Source organism: Streptosporangium vulgare (assembly GCF_042428775.1).
Lineage (GTDB): Bacteria > Actinomycetota > Actinomycetes > Streptosporangiales > Streptosporangiaceae > Streptosporangium > Streptosporangium vulgare.
The window spans coordinates 697552-719705 of record NZ_JBHMBS010000001.1 but is presented as its reverse complement, the minus strand read 5'-3'; the positions used below and the strand labels follow the sequence as shown (position 1 = coordinate 719705).

Annotated in this window: 14 protein-coding genes and 1 tRNA gene; 6 read left to right on the top strand and 9 right to left on the bottom strand. The window is 70.3% G+C overall.

Translation table 11 applies throughout. The features are described from left to right. The first annotated feature begins 83 nt into the window (after nt 1–83). Complete coding sequence (locus tag ACFFRH_RS02995) at nt 84–428, top strand: PaaI family thioesterase (protein ID WP_386154264.1); 345 nt, start codon at nt 84–86, stop codon at nt 426–428. Between the two features lie 472 nt (nt 429–900). Here the strand turns inward: ACFFRH_RS02995 and ACFFRH_RS02990 are convergent, their stop codons facing one another. Genes ACFFRH_RS02990 through ACFFRH_RS02980 form a run of 3 tightly spaced genes read right to left on the bottom strand, consistent with a single transcriptional unit; the run spans nt 901 to nt 3434 of the window. Further along, nucleotides 901–1716 (bottom strand): amino acid ABC transporter ATP-binding protein, encoded by an 816-nt coding sequence (locus tag ACFFRH_RS02990; protein ID WP_425581898.1) that lies wholly within the window; start codon nt 1714–1716, stop codon nt 901–903. 2 nt (nt 1717–1718) lie between these two features. Beyond that, nucleotides 1719–2567, bottom strand: a complete 849-nt coding sequence (locus tag ACFFRH_RS02985; RefSeq protein WP_344750195.1) for an amino acid ABC transporter permease — start codon at nt 2565–2567, stop codon at nt 1719–1721. A 3-nt stretch (nt 2568–2570) separates the two neighbouring features. Further along, entirely contained in the window at nt 2571–3434 is an 864-nt protein-coding gene (locus ACFFRH_RS02980; RefSeq protein WP_344750194.1) for an ABC transporter substrate-binding protein, read from the bottom strand. A 241-nt stretch (nt 3435–3675) separates the two neighbouring features. On the opposite strand from ACFFRH_RS02980, the gene ACFFRH_RS02975 reads away from it, so the two are divergent. Further along, the gene (locus ACFFRH_RS02975; protein WP_344750193.1) at nt 3676–4236 is read left to right on the top strand and encodes a DUF4352 domain-containing protein; all 561 of its coding nucleotides are present in this window, start codon (nt 3676–3678) and stop codon (nt 4234–4236) included. 274 nt (nt 4237–4510) lie between these two features. Here the strand turns inward: ACFFRH_RS02975 and ACFFRH_RS02970 are convergent, their stop codons facing one another. From ACFFRH_RS02970 to ACFFRH_RS02945, 6 genes are all read right to left on the bottom strand, one after another. Then, nucleotides 4511–5317: an ABC transporter ATP-binding protein gene (locus ACFFRH_RS02970; RefSeq protein ID WP_344750192.1), complete on the bottom strand. Its 807-nt coding sequence runs from the start codon at nt 5315–5317 to the stop codon at nt 4511–4513. Next, the gene (locus ACFFRH_RS02965) at nt 5307–6155 is read right to left on the bottom strand and encodes an ABC transporter ATP-binding protein (RefSeq protein ID WP_446697417.1); all 849 of its coding nucleotides are present in this window, start codon (nt 6153–6155) and stop codon (nt 5307–5309) included. The genes ACFFRH_RS02970 and ACFFRH_RS02965 overlap by 11 nt, the downstream gene beginning before the upstream one ends. After that, nucleotides 6152–7321 carry a branched-chain amino acid ABC transporter permease gene (locus tag ACFFRH_RS02960; RefSeq protein WP_386153896.1) on the bottom strand — a complete coding sequence of 390 codons (1170 nt, stop codon included), beginning with the start codon at nt 7319–7321 and terminating at the stop codon, nt 6152–6154. The genes ACFFRH_RS02965 and ACFFRH_RS02960 overlap by 4 nt, the downstream gene beginning before the upstream one ends. Beyond that, on the bottom strand, nt 7318–8286 hold the full coding sequence (locus ACFFRH_RS02955; RefSeq protein WP_386153893.1) for a branched-chain amino acid ABC transporter permease: 969 nt from the start codon (nt 8284–8286) through the stop codon (nt 7318–7320). The genes ACFFRH_RS02960 and ACFFRH_RS02955 overlap by 4 nt, the downstream gene beginning before the upstream one ends. A 160-nt stretch (nt 8287–8446) precedes the next feature. Then, the gene (locus tag ACFFRH_RS02950; RefSeq protein ID WP_386154259.1) at nt 8447–9601 is read right to left on the bottom strand and encodes a branched-chain amino acid ABC transporter substrate-binding protein; all 1155 of its coding nucleotides are present in this window, start codon (nt 9599–9601) and stop codon (nt 8447–8449) included. 354 nt (nt 9602–9955) lie between these two features. Beyond that, entirely contained in the window at nt 9956–10558 is a 603-nt protein-coding gene (locus ACFFRH_RS02945) for an ANTAR domain-containing response regulator (RefSeq protein WP_386153890.1), read from the bottom strand. A 114-nt stretch (nt 10559–10672) separates the two neighbouring features. On the opposite strand from ACFFRH_RS02945, the gene ACFFRH_RS02940 reads away from it, so the two are divergent. From ACFFRH_RS02940 to ACFFRH_RS02925, 4 genes are all read left to right on the top strand, one after another. Then, a tRNA-Leu gene (locus tag ACFFRH_RS02940) sits at nt 10673–10748 on the top strand. Between the two features lie 282 nt (nt 10749–11030). Then, nucleotides 11031–11633 carry a GNAT family N-acetyltransferase gene (locus tag ACFFRH_RS02935; protein ID WP_386153887.1) on the top strand — a complete coding sequence of 201 codons (603 nt, stop codon included), beginning with the start codon at nt 11031–11033 and terminating at the stop codon, nt 11631–11633. A gap of 148 nt (nt 11634–11781) precedes the next feature. Further along, nucleotides 11782–18642, top strand: a complete 6861-nt coding sequence (locus tag ACFFRH_RS02930) for a non-ribosomal peptide synthetase (RefSeq protein ID WP_386153884.1) — start codon at nt 11782–11784, stop codon at nt 18640–18642. Beyond that, the gene (locus ACFFRH_RS02925) at nt 18642–21866 is read left to right on the top strand and encodes a non-ribosomal peptide synthetase (protein WP_386153881.1); all 3225 of its coding nucleotides are present in this window, start codon (nt 18642–18644) and stop codon (nt 21864–21866) included. Before ACFFRH_RS02930 ends, ACFFRH_RS02925 begins: the two co-directional genes overlap by 1 nt. Nucleotides 21867–22154 lie beyond the last annotated feature (288 nt).

Genomic DNA, 22154 nt, shown 5'->3' with positions numbered 1-22154 from the left:
TGACCGTGACAGACCACGACGAAGCCGCCCGGCGCGTCGAAGAGGCGCTCGGCGCATCGTACAAGAACACGCTGGTGGATCGGATGGACATCCAGATCACCGAGGCCACCGCGGAACGCGTGGTCGGCACGATGCCGGTCGAGGGCAACATCCAACCCTACGGCCTGCTGCACGGCGGTGCCTCGTGCGTGCTGGCGGAGACCCTGGGCTCGACGGGCGCGGCGATCCACGCGGGCCCCGGGCGGATCGCCATGGGCGTCGAGATCAACGCCACCCACCACCGCGCGGCCACGTCCGGGCTGGTCACCGGGGTGGCCACCCGGATCCACGGCGGCCGTACGCTCGCGACCTACGACATCGAGATCGTCGACGAGCAGGGCCGCCGGGTGTGCACCTCGCGTCTCACCTGCATGCTGCGGGACGCCTGACCACCCCGGGCGCCCCCGATCACGTTCGCCGATCGTCCGATCACATCTCGTCCTCGATCATATTCGGACCGCCTTTTTGCCCTCCCGGTGCGACGAGTCCGCTACCGTGGGTGACGGCGATGCCTGTGGGGAGGCCGAGTAGAAAACGTACGGGGTCGGGGAAGCTCCGTACGGCACCAAAGGCCTCCCCCGGGCTCGCCGCGTTCGACACCGCATTCGGCACCGGGTCCGACGCCGGGCCCCGCGGGCGTTGCCGTGTCCGGTGCCGGGCCCTACGCCGGGTCCGGCAACGCCCGCGGGACCCGCGGGCCGGCCGGGATCCGTTCCCGCTTCCCGCCCCTCACCACCCTTCACCGCCCTTTCCGCCTTCCGGGCTCCGGCTCCGGCTCCGGCTCCGCGAAACGCATACGGCCCGCGCCGGGCGGGCGCGGGCCGTACGTGGCGAAACTCAGAAGCTCGAAAACTCGGAAGCTCAGATGTCGGTGTGCGTCGGGTCGAGCACGCGGCGCAGGAAGGTCTTGGTCCGCTCGTGCTGCGGAGCGCTGATCACCTGCTCCGGGGCGCCGTCCTCCACGATCACGCCGCCGTCCATGAACACGACCCGGTCGGCCACGTCGCGGGCGAACGCCATCTCGTGGGTGACCACGAGCATGGTCATCCCCTCCTCGGCGAGCTTGCGCATGACCGTGAGCACGTCGCCGACGAGTTCGGGGTCGAGCGCCGAGGTGGGCTCGTCGAAGAGCATCAGCGCCGGGCTCATCGCCAGTGCCCTGGCGATGGCCACGCGCTGCTGCTGGCCGCCGGAGAGCTGGGCGGGGAAGGCGTCGCACTTCTCGCCGATGCCGACCTTGTCCAGGTTCTCCCTCGCGATCCGCTCGGCCTCCGCCTTGCTCCGCTTCAGCACCCGGCGCTGCGAGATCATCACGTTCTGCAGGACGGTCATGTGCGGGAAGAGGTTGAACTGCTGGAAGACCATGCCGACGCCGCGGCGGGCGGCGTCGATGTCGACGTCGCGGTGGGTCAGCTCCACGCCGTTGACGACGACCTTGCCCGACGTGGGCTGCTCCAGCAGGTTCACGCAGCGCAGCAGCGTGGACTTGCCCGACCCCGAGGGGCCGATGACGCAGACCACCTGGCCGGGGTCGACGGCGAAGTCGATGCCCCGGAGGACCTCGTTCTTCCCGAAGTACTTGTGCAGGTCACGGATCTCGACCGCGTGGTTCGCGGGGGCCGCCGGAGCGTCCGGGGACGCCGGGTCCGCTGGGTTCGCCGGGTTCGCCGGATTCACTGTCACCGTCCCCTCACCTGTCGCCGCTCCAGCCGGGACGCGAGGTAACCCAGCGGGATGGTGACCAGTAGGTATGTCACGCCCACGACCAGGATGGGAGTGGCGTTGGCAAAGGTCGAGGCCGTGTCGTTGCCGAACTTCGTGAGCTCGACGTAGTCACCGGAGACGCCGAGGAACAGCACCAGCGAGGAGTCCTTGAGCAGGGACACGAACTGGTTGGTCGTCGGCGGGATGACGATGCGCAGGGCCTGCGGGATGACGATGGTGACCATGGCCCGCGTGTACGACATGCCCAGCGAGCGCGCCGCCTCCATCTGTCCCTTGGGCACCGCCTGGAGCCCGGCGCGGAGCGTCTCGGCCATGTAGGCCGAGCCGACGATCGCCAGGCCCAGGATGCCCTGCCCGTACGTGCCGCCCGGCACCTCGAAGCCCGAAAGGGCCAGGGGCAGGAACAGGATGAGCAGGAAGATCAGCAGCGCGGGCAGGCCGCGGAAGATCTCGATGTAGGCGACCGCGATCCACCGGTAGGGCCGCACGGACGACATCCGCATCAGCGCGAAGAGCAGACCGAACAGGAAGGCGAAGACGAAGCCGCCGACCGAGTAGATGATCGTGTTCTTCAGCGCGACCGTGAACAGCTCGGGAAGCATCTGCTCGGCGATGTCGACCCTGGTGAAGTTCTTCCCGAGATCGACCCAGTTGATGTTCAGGGCCAGGAAGACGACCACGGCGACCAGGACGACGTACTGGATGCCGCGACTGATCTGCTGTTTCTTGCGGGGACTGAGTCCACTCCCGGCGGGGATGCCCCCGCCGGGAGTGGACTCGGCCGTCGTTGGCTGGTCGGTCATCGATTAGCCGAGCTCGCCGGGCTTCTTACCGAACCACTTGACGAAGATCTGCTCGTAGGTGCCGTCCGACTTGGCGGTGGAGATCGCCTCGTTGATCGCCTTGAGCAGGATCGGGTCGGCGCCCTTCTTGAGGCCGATGCCGTACTGCTCGCCGGTGTCGAGGCTGGCGACCAGCTCGAACTTTTCGGCGATCTCGGGCTTCTTCAGCCAGGTCAGGACGACCGGGAGGTCCTGGACGATCACGTCGACCTGGCCGGACTGCAGGCCCAGCAGCTCCTTGGGAGAGTCGGCGAACTCCTTGGGGTCGAGCCCCTTCCCCTTGACGTAGTCGAGGCCCGTGGTGGAGGCCTGGGCGCCGAGCTTGAGGCCCTTCGCCTTCACCTCGTCGAGGGTCTTGACGCCGATCCCCTTCTTGGCCAGCAGAGCCTGCGTGGCGTCGAAGTAGGGCTCGGAGAAGTCGATGTTGGCCTTGCGCTCCTCGGTGATCGTCATACCGGCGGCGGCGACGTCACACTTGTTGGTGGCCATCGCGGCGCCGCTCTTGATGATGGCGAAGTCGATGTCGACGATCTCCTGCGTCAGGCCGAGCTTCTTGGCGGCCAGGTCGACGATGTCCACGTCGAAGCCGACGACCTTGTCGCCCTCCTTGAACTGGAAGGGCTCGTACGGGAGGTTGGTGCAGGTGGTCAGCTTGCCGGGAGTGACGAGCTTGGGGCCACCCGCGGCCGCGGGGGCGCTTGCCGAGGCACCATCGCTCGGGCTGGCGGAGGTGGACTGGCCACCACCGCAGGCCGAAAGGCCGAGCGCACCGGCGACGACCATGGCGCCCACCGCCATCGCACGACGGGAAACAAAACTCAGGCCCACGAAGGCCTCCTTACGGTCAATGTCGCTTCTTGTATGGATACCTCAGTGCAGGTCATGCTTCATCACCTGCATAATCATGCAGATCACCAGTACGACACAATTCGGACAACAACCGCGTCCGGAGTTTTCTGTTCAATACCCTGCCGCCACGCGGATCCGGGCGCCGGAACTTGCCGGATCGGCGACCGCCTTCGGGGACAGCCGTTGAACTTCAGGATCTACCTCGGTTACGTTGCTGGGTGTGCGTGATCCCCTGATCCTGCTCACCGGTGCCGCCCTCACCGTCACCGTCCTGTCCGGCTGCTCCGGAGCGGCCCCGGCGGGTTCCGCCTCTCCCCCGGTCACGCCCACCCCGACCTACGAGCTCCCGCCGCGCCCGGTACGGCCGGGCGAGGGCCCCGTCAAGGCCGCGCCGGTCACCGACGGCGACACCCGGTTCCAGGTGATCGGCCTGCAGAAGGGCCTGAGCGGCTTCTTCGGCAGCCACGCCGAGTGGCAGGCCAAGGGGCAGTACGTGGTCGTGCGGATCCTCGTGGAGAACCCCGGCCGCACCAACGCCCGCTTCGACGCCAAACGGCAGAGGCTCATCACCTCCGACGGCACCACGTACGCGATCGACAGGTTCGCGCAGGCGACCAAGCGGCAGCCCGACGAGCTCCCGCTCGGCGCCGGGGTCAGGATCGAGCTGGACCTCTGGTACGACATCCCCAAGGAGGCGAAGGTCTCGGCGATCCGGCTGTTCGGCGACCCGCCCCTCGGCGTGACCGGCAGCACCGAGGGTGTGCAGGTGCCGCTGCCCTGAGCCGTTCCCGGCACCGCCTGTCCCTGCGCTGTCTGTCCCGGGCGGCCCGCCCGGTGCCGTGCCCGTGCCGTGCGGAGCGGGCTCGGGGCTCGCGAAGGCTTCCGGCGTACGTCGTCCCGGCGGGAGACTCCCGCACCGGGCACCCTCCCGTACCTCGCGCCCCTGCCGCACCGGCACGGACCGGGCCCGCCGCGCGGGTGCGCGACGGGCCCGTCACCTGCCGTCGGGCCCGTCACCTGCCGTCGGGCCCGTGCGGGCCGTGGGACTCACGGGATCAGGAAAGCTCTTCCTTCTCCGTGGGGTCTCGCTTCTCCGGCGGAGCCGGGGCCGCCGGAGCGGGTCCGGCCTGCGCCGCCTCCGCCTCCAGGTCGAGCTCCGCGCCGCCGCCCAGGTAGGCGGCCTGCACGGCGGGGTCGTTGAGCAGCTCGTCCGCGGGCGCGCTCTTGACCACCTTCCCGGTCTCCAGGACGTAGGCGCGGTGGGCCAGCTTCAGCGCCTGCTGGGCGTTCTGCTCCACCAGCAGCACCGTGGTGCCGCGGCGGTTGATCTCCTCGATGATCTCGAAGATCTGCTGCACCAGCAGCGGCGCCAGGCCCATCGACGGCTCGTCCAGCAGCAGCACCTTGGGCTTGGCCATCAGCGCGCGGCCGATGGCGAGCATCTGCTGCTCGCCGCCGGACATCGTGCCGCCCATCTGGGTCCTGCGCTCCGCCAGGCGGGGGAACAGCTCGTAGACCTCGGCCAGGTCCGCGCTGAAGTCACCCGAGCGGGTGTACGCGCCCATGAGCAGGTTGTCGTGCACCGTCATGCCGGGGAACACGCCCCGGCCCTCGGGCGCCTGCCCCAGGCCCGCGAGGACCCGCTTGTGGCCGGGCATCTTGCTGATGTCCTGACCGTCGAAGGTGATGCTCCCCGACGACAGGCCGCGCAGGCCCGAGATCGTCTTCAGGGTCGTGGTCTTGCCCGCCCCGTTCGCCCCGATGAGCGTGACGATCTCGCCCTCGTTCACCTCGACCGAGATGCCCTTGAGAGCCTCGATCTTGCCGTAGTGGACACGGATGTCCTTGACCTCAAGAAGCATCGGCGGGAGCTCCCAAATACGCCTCGACGACCCGGGGGTCGGTCCGCACCTCGTCCGGCAGGCCATCGGCGATCTTCTGGCCGAAGTCCAGCACCGCGATGCGGTCACTGATGCCCATGATGAGGCTCATGTCGTGCTCGATGATCAGAATCGTCCGGCCCGCGTCGCGGATGTCCCGGATCAGCTGCTGCAGCGCCACCTTCTCCGCCGGGTTCATACCGGCGGCGGGCTCGTCCAGCAGCAGCAGCTTCGGGTTGGTCGCCAGCGCGCGGGCGATCTCCAGACGGCGCTGGTCACCGTAGGGCAGGTTCTTGGCGTGCTCGTTGGCGCGGTGCGAGATGCCGACGAAGTCGAGCAGCTCCATCGCGAGCTTACGCCCGTCCTTCTCGGCCCGGCGGTGCCAGGGAAGCCCCAGCGCCACGCTGACCATGCCCGCCCTGTGGTGCGCGTCCGCGCCCACCATGACGTTCTCGATGGCCGTCATGTTGTGGAACAGCCGGATGTTCTGGAAGGTGCGGGCGATGCCACGCTTGGTGATCTTGAAGCGCTTGACGCCGCTGATCTTCTCGTCCAGGAAGCGGACCTCGCCCTCGGTCGGCTGGTAGACGCCGGTCACCACGTTGAAGACCGTGGTCTTTCCGGCGCCGTTCGGGCCGATGAGAGCGAAGATCTCTCCCTCGTTGATGGTCAGGTTGACGTCACGCAGTGCCGTGACGCCACCGAACCGCATGACGAGGCTCTTCAGCTCCAGCATGGCGCGACCTGCGCGGTCGGCCCGCACGGCCTTCGGGCTCGTCTCCGCCGGACTCGCTTCGGCCGGGTTCACTTCGGCGCTCACTTGGAGGCCACCTCCTCACCGTGCGACTCGGGCCCGGGGACCTCGGCTCCGAGCGTACCCATCCCGCCTGACCCCTCTTTCAGCTCCGCCTTGCGTTGACGCGATGGCAGCAGACCCTCCGGACGGAAGATCATCAGTGCCACGAGCACCGCGCCGAAGATCAGCATGCGGTACTCCTGCAGGCCGCGGAACCGCTCGGGCAGCCAGGCCACCACGAAGGCGCCCAGCATGACGCCCGGCAGGTTGCCCGCGCCGCCCATGACCACCGCGGCCAGGATCGTCGCCGACAGCAGGAACTGGAAGTCGTTCGGGTTGATCGAGATGGCCTTCGCCGCCCACAGCACGCCCATCGCGCCACCGATGGAGGCACCGATGGCGAAGGCGAGCATCTTGAAGCGGAACGTCGGCACGCCCATGACCTCGGCCGCGTCCTCGTCCTCGCGGATCGCCGCCCAGGCACGCCCGACCCGGCTCTTCTCCCAGCGCTTCACCAGGATGATCACGATGACGGCCAGCGCGACCAGCAGGTAGTAGTAGGGCCGCGGGTCCAGCACGCCGTACTTGAACGGATCGACCCCGAACACGTCGGGGATGCTGATGCCGAACAGGTGCAGGTCCTCGTAGCTCGGCGGGTGCGGGATGCCGCGGATGCCGTTCGGGCCGCCGATCTCGTCGGTGTTGCGGGCGGTGATGCGGATGATCTCACCGAAGCCCAGGGTGACGATCGCCAGATAGTCACCGCGCAACCGCAGCGTCGGAGCGCCCAGCGTGATGCCCGACAGGGCGCAGATCCCGATGCCGACCAGCAGGATGAGCCAGAAGTTCCAGCCCAGCCGGGTGCCGATCAGCGCCATCGCGTAGCCGCCGACCGCGTAGAACGCGACGAAGCCCAGGTCGAGCAGGCCGGCCTGGCCGACCACCACGTTCAGGCCGATCGCCAGGACGACGTACGTCCCGATCGGGAAGAACAGGATGCTCGCCCAGTCGGTGTAGGGCGACATGAAGGGGGCGAGGCTCTCCGACGGCAGCAGCAGCGCCGCGACGATCAGGACCACATAGAGGATCCAGCGCTGCCAGCCGGGAGTGTCCTGCCAGCGGTCGTGCATGACGTCACCGAAGCGGCCGAGGCCGTTGCGGAAGCCTGCCAGGGGATTCTTCTGGTTCATGCGCGCGCCTGCTGGAGTGATTCACCGAGGATGCCGGTGGGGCGGAACATCAGGACCAAGACGAGGATGGTGAAGGAGATCACGTGCTTCCAGTCGGAGCCGAAGAAGATGGCTCCGTAGTTCTCCACCAGCCCGAGCGTGATTCCGCCGACCAGGGCGCCGCGCAGGTTACCGATGCCACCCAGGACCGCCGCGGTGAACGCCTTGATACCGAAGAGGAATCCGATGTAGTAGTTCGTGTTCTCGTACGAGATCAGGTAGAGGGCCCCCGCCACGCCGGCCATGCTGCCGCCGATGAGGAAGGTCATCCGGACGATCCTGTTGATGTCGACGCCCATCAGGACGGCCGCCTCGGGGTTCTGCGCGGTGGCGCGAATACCCCGGCCGATCTTCGTCCGGTTCACCAGGGCGTCAAGCGCGATCATCATCCCGATCGCGGCGACGATGACGAAGATCTGGTCGACCCGGACCGAGTGGCCGAAGATCGAGAAAAGCTCGGTCCGCTCCATGATGCGGGGCAGACCCATCTGGATCCTGCCCTGCTCGGGACGGTTGAAGACGTTCGGGATCACCAGGAGCGCGAACAGCTCCTGCAGGAAGATCGAGGCACCGATCGCCGAGATCAGCGCCGCCAGCCGGGACGCGCCGCGCTTGCGCAGCGGCCGGTAGGCGATTCGCTCCAGCGCCACCGCGGTGCCCGCCGAGGCGAGCATGCCGGCCAGGATCATCGCCAGGATGAGGCCGACGAGCGCGATGCCCGTGAGGGGCGAGTTGATGCCGAACACGAACGGTACGAACATCGCACCGAAGGTGCCGATCATGAAAACTTCGGAATGCGCGAAGTTGATCAGCCGCAGCACGCCGTACACCATCGTGTAACCGAGCGCGATCAGGGCGTAGATCGAGCCGAAGGCCAGGCCGTCGATCGTCGCCGGCCAGAACTGATTGATGAAGTCATTGAGCACTAGGGATTACCACTTCTAGCGGGGGTCGCCTGCACGTCCGGGTAGCACACCGCCTCCAGCAGAACCTCGTGGACTCTCTGGAAGTACGCGAGGAGCGGGAACGCATTCGCGGCGTTCCCGCTCCCCGCGCGTCGACTACCTAATCTCCTTCAGCGCCGGACTAACCCAGCTTGGCCTCGGTGGCCTTGCCCAGCAGGCCGATCGCGCCATCCTTGACCTGGTAGATGTAGATGTCCTTCGCCGAGACCTCACCGTTGGCCTCGAACTTGACCTGCTTCGAGACACCCGCGAGGTCCACCGTGGCGATGAACTCGTTGATCTTGTCAGGGGTGGTGTTGCCCGCCTTGATGGCGTCGACGAAGACCGTCGCGGCGTCGTAGCCCTCGGCCGCGTAGATGGCCGGGTCGGCGCTGTAGGCGGCCTTGTAGGCGTCGGCGAAGGCCTTCACCTTGGCGTCGGTGACGTCCGGGGTGGCGATGTAGCAGGGGCAGCCGACCAGGGCGCCCTCGGCGTTGTCGGCACCGGCGCCGTCGATCAGGCCCTTGTCCAGCGAACCGTCGCCGGACAGGAACTTCGCGGTCACGCCCTTGTCGCGGAGCTGCTTGAGCAGGTTGCCGCCGGCGGCGTAGTAACCACCGAAGAAGATCGCGTCGGGCTTGGCCGCCGCGACCTTGTTCACCACGGAGGAGAAGTCGCTCTCGGCCGGGTCGAGCGAGTCGGTCGTCGGCTTGACGCCCTTGGTCTCGAGCTGGGCCTTGACGGCGTCGGCCAGCGGCTTGCCGTACTCGGACTTGTCGTCGATGACGAAGACGTTCTTCGCGCCGACACCGGTCGCGATGAAGTCACCGATGCCGGGGCCCTGGATGCTGTCGCTGGGCAGCACGCGGTGCCAATACTTCCAGCCGTTCGTCGCCAGTGCGGCGTTGGTGGCGGACGCCGAGATGCTCGGCAGCTTCGCCTCCTCCAGCACCGGCGCCACCTGGGCGGACTCACCGGAGAACGCGGGGCCGATCAGGCCGACGATCTTGTCGGTCTTGATGGCCTGCTGAGCCAGGGCGACCGCCTTTGACGGGTCCGCCTGGCTGTCGTACTCGACAAGCTCGATCTTCACGGCCGGGTTGGTCTTGTTGTACTCGTCGACGACGAGCTTCGCACCGTTCCGGGGGGGAATGACGATGCCGGCGTTGGCGCCGGTCAGGTCTCCCATGAAGCCAAGCTTGACGGTGCTGGGGGCGGCAGCACTTGAGCCACCCTCAGCCGGCGTGGCCTCCGTACCACCGCTGCTGCAGGCAGCGAGACCGAGGGTGAGCGCCACACCGGCGGCAAGCACTCCACCGAGGCGTGCAGTCTTAGGCCGCAAGGTTGCCTTCCTTTCGCCCGGTCCCTCGTCAGGACCGAGTTCACAGATGCCCTTCCCTGGCGGGTGGCCAGGGGTTGTGTCGGTTAGTACAACTAGCGGATGTCACGGGTCGATACAGGACGGCCCACCGTTGCCGCTTCGTTATAACACCGATCCTTTTCGGCTATCAGATGCAAAAGCCGTGGTCACTGGCAACCTTACGGTCTCCACGGTGATCGCTCCGACCGCCCGGAGGCCCGCGTCACGCCCCTGGAACGCGCTCTGCGGGCGCCTGGCGGGCACAGCCCCCGAAAGGGACGAAAGCCCCGGTCAGCCCTCCGGGGCCTCCACATCGGGCTCCGCCCCGTCCGCCACCACGATCTGCGCCACCTGCCGCATGCTCAGCCGGCGGTCCATCGAGGCCTTCTGGATCCACCGGAACGCCTGCGGCTCGCTCCACCCGTGCCGCTCCATCAGCAGGCCCTTGGCCCGCTCCACCAGCTTGCGCGTCTCCAGCCGCTCCGAGAGCGTGCCGACCTCCCGCTCCAGCGCGGCGATCTCCTGGTGCCTGCTGACCGCCATCTCGATCGCCGGGACCAGGTCCGACTTCGTGAACGGCTTCACCAGGTACGCCATCGCGCCGGCGTCCCTCGCCCGCTCGACCAGGTCGCGCTGCGAGAAGGCCGTGAGGATGAGACACGGCGCGATCCGCTGCGACACGATCTGCTCGGCCGCCGAGATCCCGTCCAGGATGGGCATCTTCACATCCAGGATCACCAGATCCGGTCGCTGCTCCATCGCCAGCTTGACCGCGGACTCACCGTCCCCGGCCTCCGCGACGACCGCATACCCCTCCTCCTCCAGCATCTCCTTGAGGTCGAGGCGGATCAGCGCCTCGTCTTCCGCGATCACCACTCGCCGCTGCGTACTCACGAGCAAGAGAGTACCGACGTCCGCTAGATTGGGACCACGCCGGTGCCCGAGAGTGATCTACTTCTAGGTAAGCTCTTACCTGGCGCGCAAGATGCCGAACAAATGACGAAAAATGCCCCGATAGACCAACGGCAGAGTCGATGGATTCAAAATCCATTCAGTGTGGGTTCGAATCCCACTCGGGGCACCATCCTTCGAGCCGATCGCCCGGAGATCGTCTGATTCAGACATCCCCCGCCCGGTCCGTACACGACCGGTGGCGTTCGGCGCGTCGGCTCCGCGACTCCCGCGCCTCTTCGCGCGTTCCCGCGAGACCTTCGGCGTGCTCTCCCCGTCTCCCCTGCCCGGCCTCGTGGGCCGGTCGGCGGCCGAACCCTGTGGCGACTTCGGATGCCAAGGGACGAATGGTCGCCCCACGGGCGGAGTAGGTTGCTCGCAAGTGGCGTGAAGTGGCGTAACGGGAGGTGGCGGCGTGGGAGCTGCGGGCGACGGCCGGACGGAGCGGGGCGATCTCGGTGTCGGGCGGGTGTGCCTTCCCGAGCGGGTGCGGCTGAGCGGGCACGGGGTGGTGCTGCGCGAATGGGAGGACGACGACCTGGCGGCCATGGTGGAGCTGTTCGACGACCCCGAGGTCGCGTACTGGACGCCGCTGGCCTCGCCGTTCGACCCGGAGGCGGCGCGGGTCTACCTGGAGCGGGCCCGGCGGCGGCGGGCGGCCGGGGAGCGGGTGCAGCTCGCGATCACCGTGGACGGGGGCGAGCCAGCGGGTGAGGTGCTGCTGATGCTGAGCGGGCTGGGCCTGGACGTCGCGGAGATCGGTTACGGGCTGGGAGCCGCCTACCGGGGGCGGGGGCTGGCCTCGGGGGCGGTGCGGGTGATGACGGAGTTCGCCAGGAAGACGGTGGGGGTGTCCCGGCTGCTGCTGGAGATCGAGGCCGGCAACGCGGCGAGCGTGGCGGTGGCCCGCGCCGCGGGATACCGCCTGACGGACGCGCCGCCCGTCCCCTCGGAGGAGAAGGGGCGGTCGCTGGTGTTGCGGACATGGGAGTACGAGGAGGCCGATCCTCGCGGGTGATCGAGAGTACGTTGTTGATCTCGACTCAGTCAGACATATATGTATGAATGTCATTAATCATAAGGAAAGGTAAGCGGTCCAGGAGAGACCTGGCGCGCTCCCCGGCCGCGGAGCGCGTCTCAGCCCCCCTGCCGAAAGTGAGACACGTGTGACGTCCTCGCCTGGCCAGTCCCTAAGCAGCACACAGCTTTCCGACGCCAAGCGAGCACTGCTGGAGAAACGGTTACGCCGTCGCGTGCCGGACCCGGTGTTCACGATCCCCCGGCGACCGCCGGGACAGGACGCGCCGCTGTCGTTCGGGCAGGAGCGGCTGTGGTTCATGGACCAGTTCGCTCCCGGCACCGCCGCCTACACGATCCCGATGACGTTGCGGCTGACGGGGCCGCTGGACGTCGCGGCGCTGGAGCGGGCGATCGGGACGGTGGTGGCCAGGCACGAGAGCCTGCGGACCCGTTTCCCCGCCGACGAGGACGGGCGCCCGACGGCGGTGGTGGAGGAGCGGGTCGAGGTTCCGCTGGAGCGGGCGGAGGCGGACGGCGAGCGGTCGGCGGTACGGCTGGTGAGCGACGCGGCGGCGCTGCCGTTCGACCTGGCGCGGGGACCGCTGCTGCGGACGCTGCTGGTACGGGTGGGCGGCGGGAACACCCAGGACGCCGGGGACGTCAAGGACACCGGGAACGCCGGGGACGCCGACGTTCGGGGCACCGGGGACACCGGGGACACCGGGAGCGCCGAGGATCACGTGCTGCTGGTGGCGCTGCACCACATCTGCGGTGACGGCTGGTCCACCGACATCCTCGCCGAGGAGCTGGGGGCCTGTTACGCGGGGACGGAGCTTCCCGAGCCGCCGGTGCAGTACGGCGACTACGCGCTGTGGCAGCGGGATCGGCCCGTCTCCGAGGCCGGCCTGTCGTACTGGCGGTCGCGGCTGGCCGGGGTGGTTCCGCTGGAGCTCCCCCTGGACGGGCGGCGGCGGGGCGAGCAGACGTTCGCGGGGGCCTCGCACGGTTTCGAGATGGGACGGGATCTGCTGGAGGGGCTGACGCGGCTGGCGCGTGAGTCCGGCACGACCCTGTACATGGTGCTGCTGGCGGCGTACCAGGTGCTGCTGGGCCGGTACGCGCGCCAGGACGACTTCGCGGTCGGCTCCCCGGTGGGCGGTCGTCCCCGGCGGGAGCTGGAGAGCGCGATCGGCATGTTCGTGAACGTGCTGGCGATGCGCGCGGACCTGTCGGGCGACCCGGGGTTCCTTGAGCTGCTGGAGCGGGTCAGGCGGACCACGACGGAGGCGTACGAGCACCAGGAGTTGCCGTTCGAGCAGCTGGTCGGCGAGCTGGGCATCGAGCGGGACGTGAGCAGGTCGCCGGTGTTCCAGGCGGTGTTCGCGCTGCAGAGTTACGGGCGCAGGGAGGGGACGCGCTGGCCCGGACTGTCGGTGGAGCCGTTCGATTTCGAGGCCAGGGCGACGCGTTTCGACCTGGAGCTGTTCCTGACCGAGCAGCCGGACGGGATGGGCGGGCTGTTCGTCTACAACCGCGACCTGTTCGACGCGGCCACGGTCGAGGGGATGGCCGCGCAGCTGGAGACGCTGCTGAGGGCGGTGGTCGCGGCTCCGGCCGCGCGGATCTCGGAGCTGGAGGTCCTTCCCGCCGAGGAGCGGGAGCGGGTGCTGGCGTGCGCGGCGGGTCCCGGCGAGCCGTACGCGGACGGGGCGACGCTGGGCGGGATGTTCGAGGCGCAGGTGGCCAGGACGCCCGGGGCCGTGGCGGTGGAGTTCGAGGACGAGCGCCTGACGTACGCGGAGCTGGAGGCGCGGGCCAACCGGCTGGCGCACCGGTTGCGGGAGCTGGGGGTGGGACCGGGCGCCCTGGTGGCGGTGTGCGCGGAGCGGTCGGTCGAGCTGGTGGTGGCGTTGCTGGGGGTGGTGAAGGCCGGGGGGGCGTACGTGCCGCTGGACCCGGAGTACCCGGCGGAGCGGCTCGCGTTCATGCTGGCCGACGCGGCGGTGCCGGTGCTGCTGGCGCAGCGGGCGGTGCTCGGCGTGCTCCCCGAGGACCTGCGGGGCACGGTTCCGGGCGTGGTTCCGGGCAGGGTTCCGGGTGCGGCCTCCGGTGTGCCGGACACGGTTCCCGGCGGCGCGGTGGACGCGCTCGCGGGCGCGTCGGGGGAGGCGCCCCGGGGTGGCGGGGTGGTGACGGTCGTCCTGGACGATCCGCCGGACGGGCCGGACACGCCGGTGGAGCCGTCGGCGACGTCGGCGGACGCGGCGTACATGATCTACACCTCGGGGTCGACGGGACGGCCCAAGGGGGTGCCCAACACGCACGGGGGCATCCGCAACCGGCTGGGCTGGATGCAGGACGTCTACGGGCTGACCGGCGACGACGTGGTGGTGCAGAAGACCCCGGCCGGTTTCGACGTGTCGGTGTGGGAGTTCTTCTGGCCGCTGGTGACGGGCGCGCGGCTGGTGCTGGCCCGCCCCGGCGGGCACCGGGACGCGGCGTACCTGCGGGACCTGATCGTGGACCGGGGGGTGACGACCGCGCACTTCGTCCCGTCGATGCTGGCGGCGTTCCTGGAGGAGGAGGGCGTCGAGGCGTGCGGGTCGCTGCGCCGGGTGGTGTGCAGCGGCGAGGAGCTGACCGCGCACGTGGCCGAGCGGTTCTTCGGGCGGCTGCCGGGGACGGGGCTGTACAACCTCTACGGGCCGACGGAGGCGGCGATCGACGTGAGCCTGTGGCGGTGCCGCCCGGGTGACGTGAGGGTGCCGATCGGGCACCCGGTGCGGAACACCTCGCTGTACGTGCTGGACCGGCACCTGCGGCCGGTGCCCTTCGGGGTCCCCGGTGAGCTGCACATCGGCGGGGCGCAGGTGGCGACGGGCTACCACGCCCGGCCGGGCCTGACGGCGGAGCGGTTCGTGCCCGACCCGTTCGGGACGGCCGGGGCGCGCCTGTACCGCACGGGTGACCTGGTACGGCTCCGCCGCGACGGCGCGATCGAGTTCCTGGGACGGATCGACCACCAGGTGAAGATCCGGGGACAGCGGATCGAGCTGGGCGAGATCGAGGCGGTGCTGCGCGGGCTCGCGGGGGTGCGCGAGGCGGTGGTGACGGTGCGGGAGGACGGCGCGCCGGGCGACAGGCGGCTGGTCGCGTACGTGGTGCCCACGGACACGAGCACGGACGCGGACACAGGCACGGACGCGGGCACGGACGCGGGCACGGACGCGGGCACGGACGCGAGCGGGAACGGGGCCGAGCTCGACGGGGCGGAGCTGCGGCGGGCGTCGAAGGTGACGCTGCCCGACCACATGGTGCCGTCGGCGTTCGTGGTGCTGGACGCGCTGCCGCTGAGCCCGAACGGCAAGCTGGACCGCGCGGCGCTGCCCGCGCCGGAGCGGCGGGGCGCCGAGGCGGCCGGGCCTGGGGCCGAGCCGCGGACGCCGGTGGAGCGGGCGATCGCCGACATCTGGCGGGAGCTGCTGGAGGTGGAGTCGGTCGGCGCCGACGGTGACTTCTTCGAGCTGGGCGGTCACTCGCTGGTCGCGATCCAGGCGGTGGCGCGGATGCGCAAGGCGCTGCCGGTGGTCGGGGGGCGCGCGGTCGGGGTGATGGACCTGTTCAAGCACCCCACGGTGCGCGAGCTGGCGGCCCTGGTGGAGCGGCCCGCGGGTCCCGCGGGGCCGCGGAGCCTGCTGTACGAGCTGACCAGGCCGGGACCCGCGCTGATGACGTACGTGTGCGTCCCGTACGGCGGGGGCAGCCCGCTCATCTTCCAGCCTCTGGCCGACGCGCTCCCCGACGGGTGCTCGCTGCACGCTCTCGCCTTCCCCGGGCACGACCCCGGGTTGCCGGACGAGGAGACCAGGCCGATCGACGAGGTCGCGGACCTGTGCGTGACCGAGATCCTGGAGAACGTCGAGGGTCCCCTCGCCCTGTACGGGCACTGCGGCATCGGCGGCGCGCTGGTGGTGGAGGTGGCGCGGCGGCTGGAGGAGCGGGGCCGCGCGCTGGAGGCGGTGTACATCGGGGCGATCTTCCCGTTCGCCAGGCCCCGGGGCCGGATCGCCGGGCCGCTGGCGCGGCTGACGCGCTACGACCGGCTGCGCGGCGACCGGGTGTACGAGAACCGGATGAAGTCGATGGGCACCGACATCTCGGGGCTGGACGACGAGCAGGTCCGGTTCATGGTGCGCAACCAGCGGCGCGACACCCTGATCGCGGAGGAGATCTTCACGCGGGTGCTGGCCGAGCGCGTGGAGCGGCTGCGGGCGCCGGTCATCTCGGTGGTGGGCGAGCAGGACCCGACGACCGACTACTACCAGGAGCGCTACCGGGAGTGGCACTTCCTGAGTGACACGACGGCGCTGGTGATCCTGGACGAAGCGGGCCACTATTTCCTGAAATATCGGGCGGCTGAGCTGTCGGAGATCCTCACCAACACGCACATCGCGATGGGGTACGGCGCGGCGGGCACGCTCGACCGGTCCTCGCGGGGCCCCGGCGCGGGCTGGTGGGTCGAGGAGGTCTCCGTCGTCTCCCCCGCCCCGGACCTCGCGGAGGAAGCCCCCTCCCCCGCCCCGGACCTCCCGGAGGAGGCCCCCGCTCCCGGGCGGCCCGCCGTACGGAACAGGCCGGTCGGGACCGGGGCGGAGGGCAGGGCGAGAGGCAGGGTTAGGGGCAGGGCCGGGGTCAAGGCGCCGCCGCCCAGCCTGCGGCGGTTCCTGGTGGTGGCGGCGTTCCAGCTGGTGTCGATGGTGGGCACCGCGATCACGGACTTCGCGATCCCGGTGTGGATCTACCTGACCACCGGGTCGCTGGTGGACTTCGCCCTGTTCGTGGCGTTGTCGATCATGCCGGGGGTGGTGATCGCGCCGCTGGCCGGGGCGATCGTGGACCGGTCGAGCCGCCGTTCGATGATGATCCTCGGCAACTGCATGGCCGGTGGCACGCAGCTCGTCCTGGGAGTCCTGTTCTGGACGGACACCCTGCAGATCTGGCACATCTACCCGCTGACCGCGTGCCTGTCGATCGCGCTGATCTTCCAGCGGCTGGGCTTCACCACCGCGCTCCCCCAGCTCGTCCCGAAGGAGTACATGGGACACGCGGCCGGGGTGGTGCAGATGGTGATCGGCACCGCGCAGTTCGCGGCGCCCCTGGTGGCCGTCGCGCTGCTCTCCACGATCGGCCTGGGCGGCATCCTCGTGGTCGACGTGGCGAGCTTCGCGCTGGTGCTGGGCGCGCTGCTGCTGATCCGCTTCCCGGACACGATGGCGCACTCGCCCAGGGAGCCCCTGGCGAAGGAGATCAGGCAGGGGCTGCGGATGTCGATCGGCAACCGGCACCTGCGGGCGGCGATGATCTACTTCGCGACGCTCAACGTGATGCTCGCGGCGCTGCTGCTCTCGATAACCCCGCTGGTGCTGTCGTTCTCCACGCTGACCGTCGCCGGGCAGATCTCCTTCGTCGGCGGCCTGGGCGGGGCGCTGGGCGGCATGGTGATCGCGCTGTGGGGCGGGCCGAGGCGGCGGCGGATGCGCGGGGTGATGCTGGCGACGCTGGGACTGGCGGTGTTCGCGGTGATCACCGGGTTGCGGCCCACGGCGTGGGTGGTGGGGATCGGGGCCTTCGGCCTGTGGGGCTGCCTGTCGATCGTGAACGGCACCTTCCTGACGATCATCCACACGAAGGTGCCGCAGCGCTTCCACGGCCGCGTGCAGTCGCTCAACCAGATGGTGTCGTGGTCGACGCTGCCGATCGGCATGGCGGTGGTGGCGCCGCTCGGCGAGCGGCTGCTCAACCCGCTGCTGGTGCCCGGCGGCGCGCTGGCGCCGACGGTGGGCTCGGTGATCGGTGTCGGCGAGGGCCGGGGCGTGGCGTTCATGTACGTCGTGCTGGGCCTGGGCATCGCGGTGCACGTGCTGATCTCGATGCGCACGCGGGTGCTGTCGCGGTTCGACGACGAGATGCCGGACGCCCCCGCGGACGACCTGGTCGGGGCGCAGATCCTGCGGGAGCGGGCGGGCAACCGGGTGAGCGTGTCCTGGACCGCCCCGGCGTTCGCCAAGGCGATCACGATGCCGCTGCCGCCGGAGCGCGCGAAGGCGGTGCTGCGCACCCCGTACCCGGACGCGGAGGTGCGGGAGGTGGTGCTGCGGACCGGCGGGGAGATCAGCGCGGTGTACGAGGTGAGGTGCGCCGACCGCGAGCTCATCGTGAAGATCTACCCGGACGTGCTGGCGGCGCGGCTGCACAAGGAGGCGCGCGTCTACGAGCTGCTGCGCGGCAGCGGCGCCTCCTGTCCCGAGATGGTGCACTGGGACGTCTCGCGGCGCGACCTGCCGCACGCGTACGCGGTGATGACGAAGGTGCCCGGCCGCCCGCTGTCGGAGGTCTCCGGCGGCCTCTCGGCCGAGGAGGTCGCGAGCCTGTACCGGGAGATGGGCCGGACGCTGCGGGCGGTGCACGGGGTGCGGGTGGAGGGGTTCGGGCCGATCGACGGGCCGCGGGAGAGCTCCAACGAGGCGTACGTGTGCGGGCAGCTGGACCTGAGGCTGGCGCAGTTCACCGAGTTCGGCGGGGACGCGGAGCTGCACGCGGAGCTGTCCGCGTACGTCGCGCGCCACCGCCACCTGCCGGCGCGCTGCGACTCCCCCGTGCTGTGCCACAACGACTTCCACGAGCGCAACGTCATGGTCGCCGGGGAGGGCGGGCCTGGCAGCCCGCTGCGGATGACGGGGGTCATCGACATGGAGAACGCGCTGGGCGGCGACCCGCTGATGGACCTGGCGCGGACCGACTACTTCGCGGTCAGGGGTGACGCGGAGCGGCGGCGGTACCTGCTGGAGGGCTACGGCGACCTGCCGGACGACTGGCGGGAGCGCCTGGCCTTCTACCGGCTCTGCCACGCCCTGGAGCAGTGGCACTGGCTGGCCACCCTGGGCGAGACGGCCGCCCTGCCCGTGATCGCGGAACAGCTTCGCGAGTGCCTGAAGGAGAAAGTCTGATGGACGTCTTTCCCGCCTCGTTCGCCCAGGAGCGGATCTGGTTCCTGCACGAGCTCCTGCCCGACCTGGCCGTCTACAACATCCCCGTCCGCTCGGAGGCGACCGGTCTGCGGCCGGTGGACCCCGAGCTGCTGGAGCGGGCGATGGGGGTGCTCGCGGGCAGGCACGAGTCGATGCGGACGGCGTTCGAGCTGCGCGACGAGCGGGTGGTGCAGACGATCGCGGACCGGGTGCCGGTCTCGGTGGCCAGGACCGACCTCTCCGGGCTGCCTCCCGAGGCGGCGGAGAAGGAGTTCGAGCGGGTCGCGGCCGAGGAGGCGCGCGCGCCGTTCCGGCTGGAGCGCGCCCCGCTCTGGCGGGTGCGGCTGGTGACGCTGGGCGGCGGGGAGGAGCGGCTGCTGCTCGTCCTGCACCACACGGTCTTCGACGCCTGGTCGGCCGGCATCCTGTGGCGGGAGCTGACCGAGGTCTACCGGGCGCTGCGCGAGGGCCGCGAGCCCGCGCTGCCCGAGCTCGCGATCCAGTACGCCGACTACGCGGTCTGGCAGCGCGACCGGCTGGGCGGCGGCGAGCTGGACGGCGACCTGGCCTACTGGCGGGAGCGGCTGCGCGGGAGCGTCCCGCTGGAGCTGCCGTCCGACCGGCCGCGCCCGGCGGAGATGAGCTACCTGGGCTCGGTGCTGGACTTCGCGGTGCCCGAGGAGCTGACCGAGCGGGTGGGCGCGCTGGCGAGGCGGCGGGGCACCACGCCGTTCACGGTGCTGCTCACGGCGTTCTCGGTGCTGCTGGCGCGCTGGAGCGGGCGGACCGACGTCGTGGTGGGCTCCCCCGTCGCCGGGCGGGAGCTGCCGGAGCTGGACGCGCTGATCGGCATGTTCGTCAACACCCTGCCGCTCCGTACCGACCTGGGCGGCGACCCCGCGTTCGGCGAGGCGCTGGACCGGGTCCGCACGACCGTGCTGGAGGCGTTCGACCACCAGAACGTGCCGTTCGCGAAGCTGGTGGAGGTGCTGAGCCCGCCCCGCGACCCCGGCAGGACGCCGCTGTTCCAGGTGGGGTTCAACCAGATCACGGTGGACGGGCGCGGCCGGTACGGCAACGGCACCTCCAAGGCCGATCTCACCATGGAGCTGCACAACCCGGACGGCAGGATGGAGGGCTGGGTCGAGTACAGCACGGACCTGTTCGACGAGGACACGATCCGCCGCCTGGTGTCGGCGTTCCTGACGCTGCTCGGCGCGGCCGTCGACGACCCGGAGACGCCGATCTCCCGGCTGCCGCTGATGGACGGGCGGGAGCGGGCCCGGCTGCTCGCCTCCTGGCACGGCCCCGAGGCCTCCTACCCCGAACGCTGCCTGCACGAGCTGATCGCCGAGCGGGCGGAACGGGCGCCGGACGCCCCGGCGGTCGTCTCCGCCGAGGGGACGCTCACCTACGGGCGGCTGGAGGAGCGGGCGGGCGCGCTGGCCCGGCGGCTGCGCGAGCGCGGGGTGGGGGCGGAGACGCCGGTGGCGGTGTGCCTGCCCAGGAGCGCCGAGCTGATCGTCGCGCTGCTGGCGGTGCTGAAGACGGGCGGCTGCTACGTGCCGCTGGATCCGGAGTACCCGGCGGAGCGGCTGGGGTTCATGCTGGCCGACTCGGGCAGCCCGCTGCTGCTGACCCGCTCGACGCTGGTGGAGCGGCTGCCGTCGAACCACCCCCCGGCGATCCTGCTGGACGCGCTGCCGATGAACGCGGCGTCCGATTTCGTCCCCGGCCCGGTCTCTCCCGACGCCCCGGCGTACGTGATCTACACCTCCGGGTCGACCGGAGTGCCCAAGGGCGTGGTGGTACCGCACCGCGGGGTGGTGAACCTCGTCACCGGGCTCGGGTTCACCGAGCGGGAGCGGATGCTGCTGCTCACCTCGCTGTCGTTCGACATCGCGGCGCTGGAGATCTTCGGCCCGCTCACGGCGGGCGGCGCGGTGGTGCTGGCTCCCCCGTACGGCAACGGCGGGCTGGGCGAGCTGGTGGCGTCGGCGGGGGTGACGACGGTGCAGGCGCCGCCGTCGGTGCTGGAGGAGATCCTGGAGCGGCTGCCCGCGGGGCTGCCGCGCGTGTTCAGCGGCGGGGAGCCGCTACCGGTCTCGCTGGCCGGGCGGATCCAGCGGGTCGCCGGTGAGCTGTGGAACCTCTACGGGCCGACGGAGACGACGATCTGGTCGCTCGCGCACCGGGTCCCTGAGGGCGCGGAGTCGATGTCGATCGGCATGCCGGTCGCGGGCACCACCGCGTACGTGCTGGACGAGGCGATGGAGCCGGTGCCGGTCGGTGTCGCCGGGGAGCTGTTCCTGGGCGGTGACGGGGTCGCCCGCGGCTACCGGGGACGGCCGGGGCTGACCGCCGAGCGGTTCGTCCCCGACCCGTTCGGCCGGGGCGGTCGCCTCTACCGGACGGGCGACCTGGTCCGGCGGCTGCCGGACGGGACCCTGGAGTTCCTCGGGCGCGCGGACGACCAGGTGAAGGTGCGGGGGGTGCGGATCGAGCTGGGCGAGGTGGAGGCGGCGCTGGCGGCGCACCCGGGCGTGCGGCGGGCGGTCGCCGCGGTCAGGGAGGACGCCCCCGGCGGCCGGGCACTGGTCGCGTACGTGGACACGGGTGCGGGCGCGGGCGTGGAAACCGGCGCGAGCGTGGGTGCGGGCGCGGGCGCCGGCGCGAACCTGGGCGCCGGAACGGGCTCGGGCTCGGTGGCCGGGGAGGAAGGGGAGGTGACGGCCGGGGAGCTCCGGGCGTTCCTGGCGTCGCGGCTGCCCGCCACGATGGTGCCGAGCCTCTTCGTGCCGGTACGGGACTTCCCCCGGCTGCCCAACGGCAAGCTCGACCGCGCCTCGCTGCCCTCCCCCGCCGCGGAGGAGGCGCAGGGGGCGCCCGCCGGGCCGGTCACGGCGAGTGAGGAGCTGGTGCACGAGATCTGGTGCGAGGTGCTGGGCAGGAGCGGCATCGGGATCGACGACGACTTCTTCGACGTCGGCGGGCACTCGCTGCTCGGCACCAAGGTCGTCGCCAGGATCTGCTCGGCGGTGGGGATCGACCTGCCGCTCAACGCCCTGTTCACCACGCGTTCGGTCCGCGGGCTGGCGCTTGTGGTGGAGGAGTGCCTGGCCGCGGAGATCGACCGGCTCACGGACGAGGAGGCCGAGCGGATCGCCGAGGAGTACGACCGAAATGACAGCTCGGTGAACTAAGGCCGAAATTGGCATTTTGGACACTTGCTCTTGGTAGCCTCCGGCCACATTCAGTGTCCACAGAGTGAGACGGCTCGCGACGCAGGGAAGCGGCAGGTCACCTTCCGCTCACGATATCGCCGTGAACTGCGGCGATGTCGGAGCGTGAGAACGACCAACGATCTTCGTGTGCGGCCGAAACCGGCATTCCGACACATGTTTAACTTTCAACCCTTGACTGCCCGATGACGCAAATAATAGGAATGATCTGGCTTATTGCTTGTGAATACTTGACAGGGCATAAACCCT

Coding starts and splice junctions, on each gene's coding strand:
- ACFFRH_RS02995 (WP_386154264.1), top strand. CDS start 84: ATGGACATCCAGATCACCGAGGCCACCGCGGAACGCGTGGTCGGCACG.
- ACFFRH_RS02985 (WP_344750195.1), bottom strand. CDS start 2,567: ATGACCGACCAGCCAACGACGGCCGAGTCCACTCCCGGCGGGGGCATC.
- ACFFRH_RS02970 (WP_344750192.1), bottom strand. CDS start 5,317: ATGCTTCTTGAGGTCAAGGACATCCGTGTCCACTACGGCAAGATCGAG.
- ACFFRH_RS02960 (WP_386153896.1), bottom strand. CDS start 7,321: ATGAACCAGAAGAATCCCCTGGCAGGCTTCCGCAACGGCCTCGGCCGC.
- ACFFRH_RS02925 (WP_386153881.1), top strand. CDS start 18,642: ATGGACGTCTTTCCCGCCTCGTTCGCCCAGGAGCGGATCTGGTTCCTG.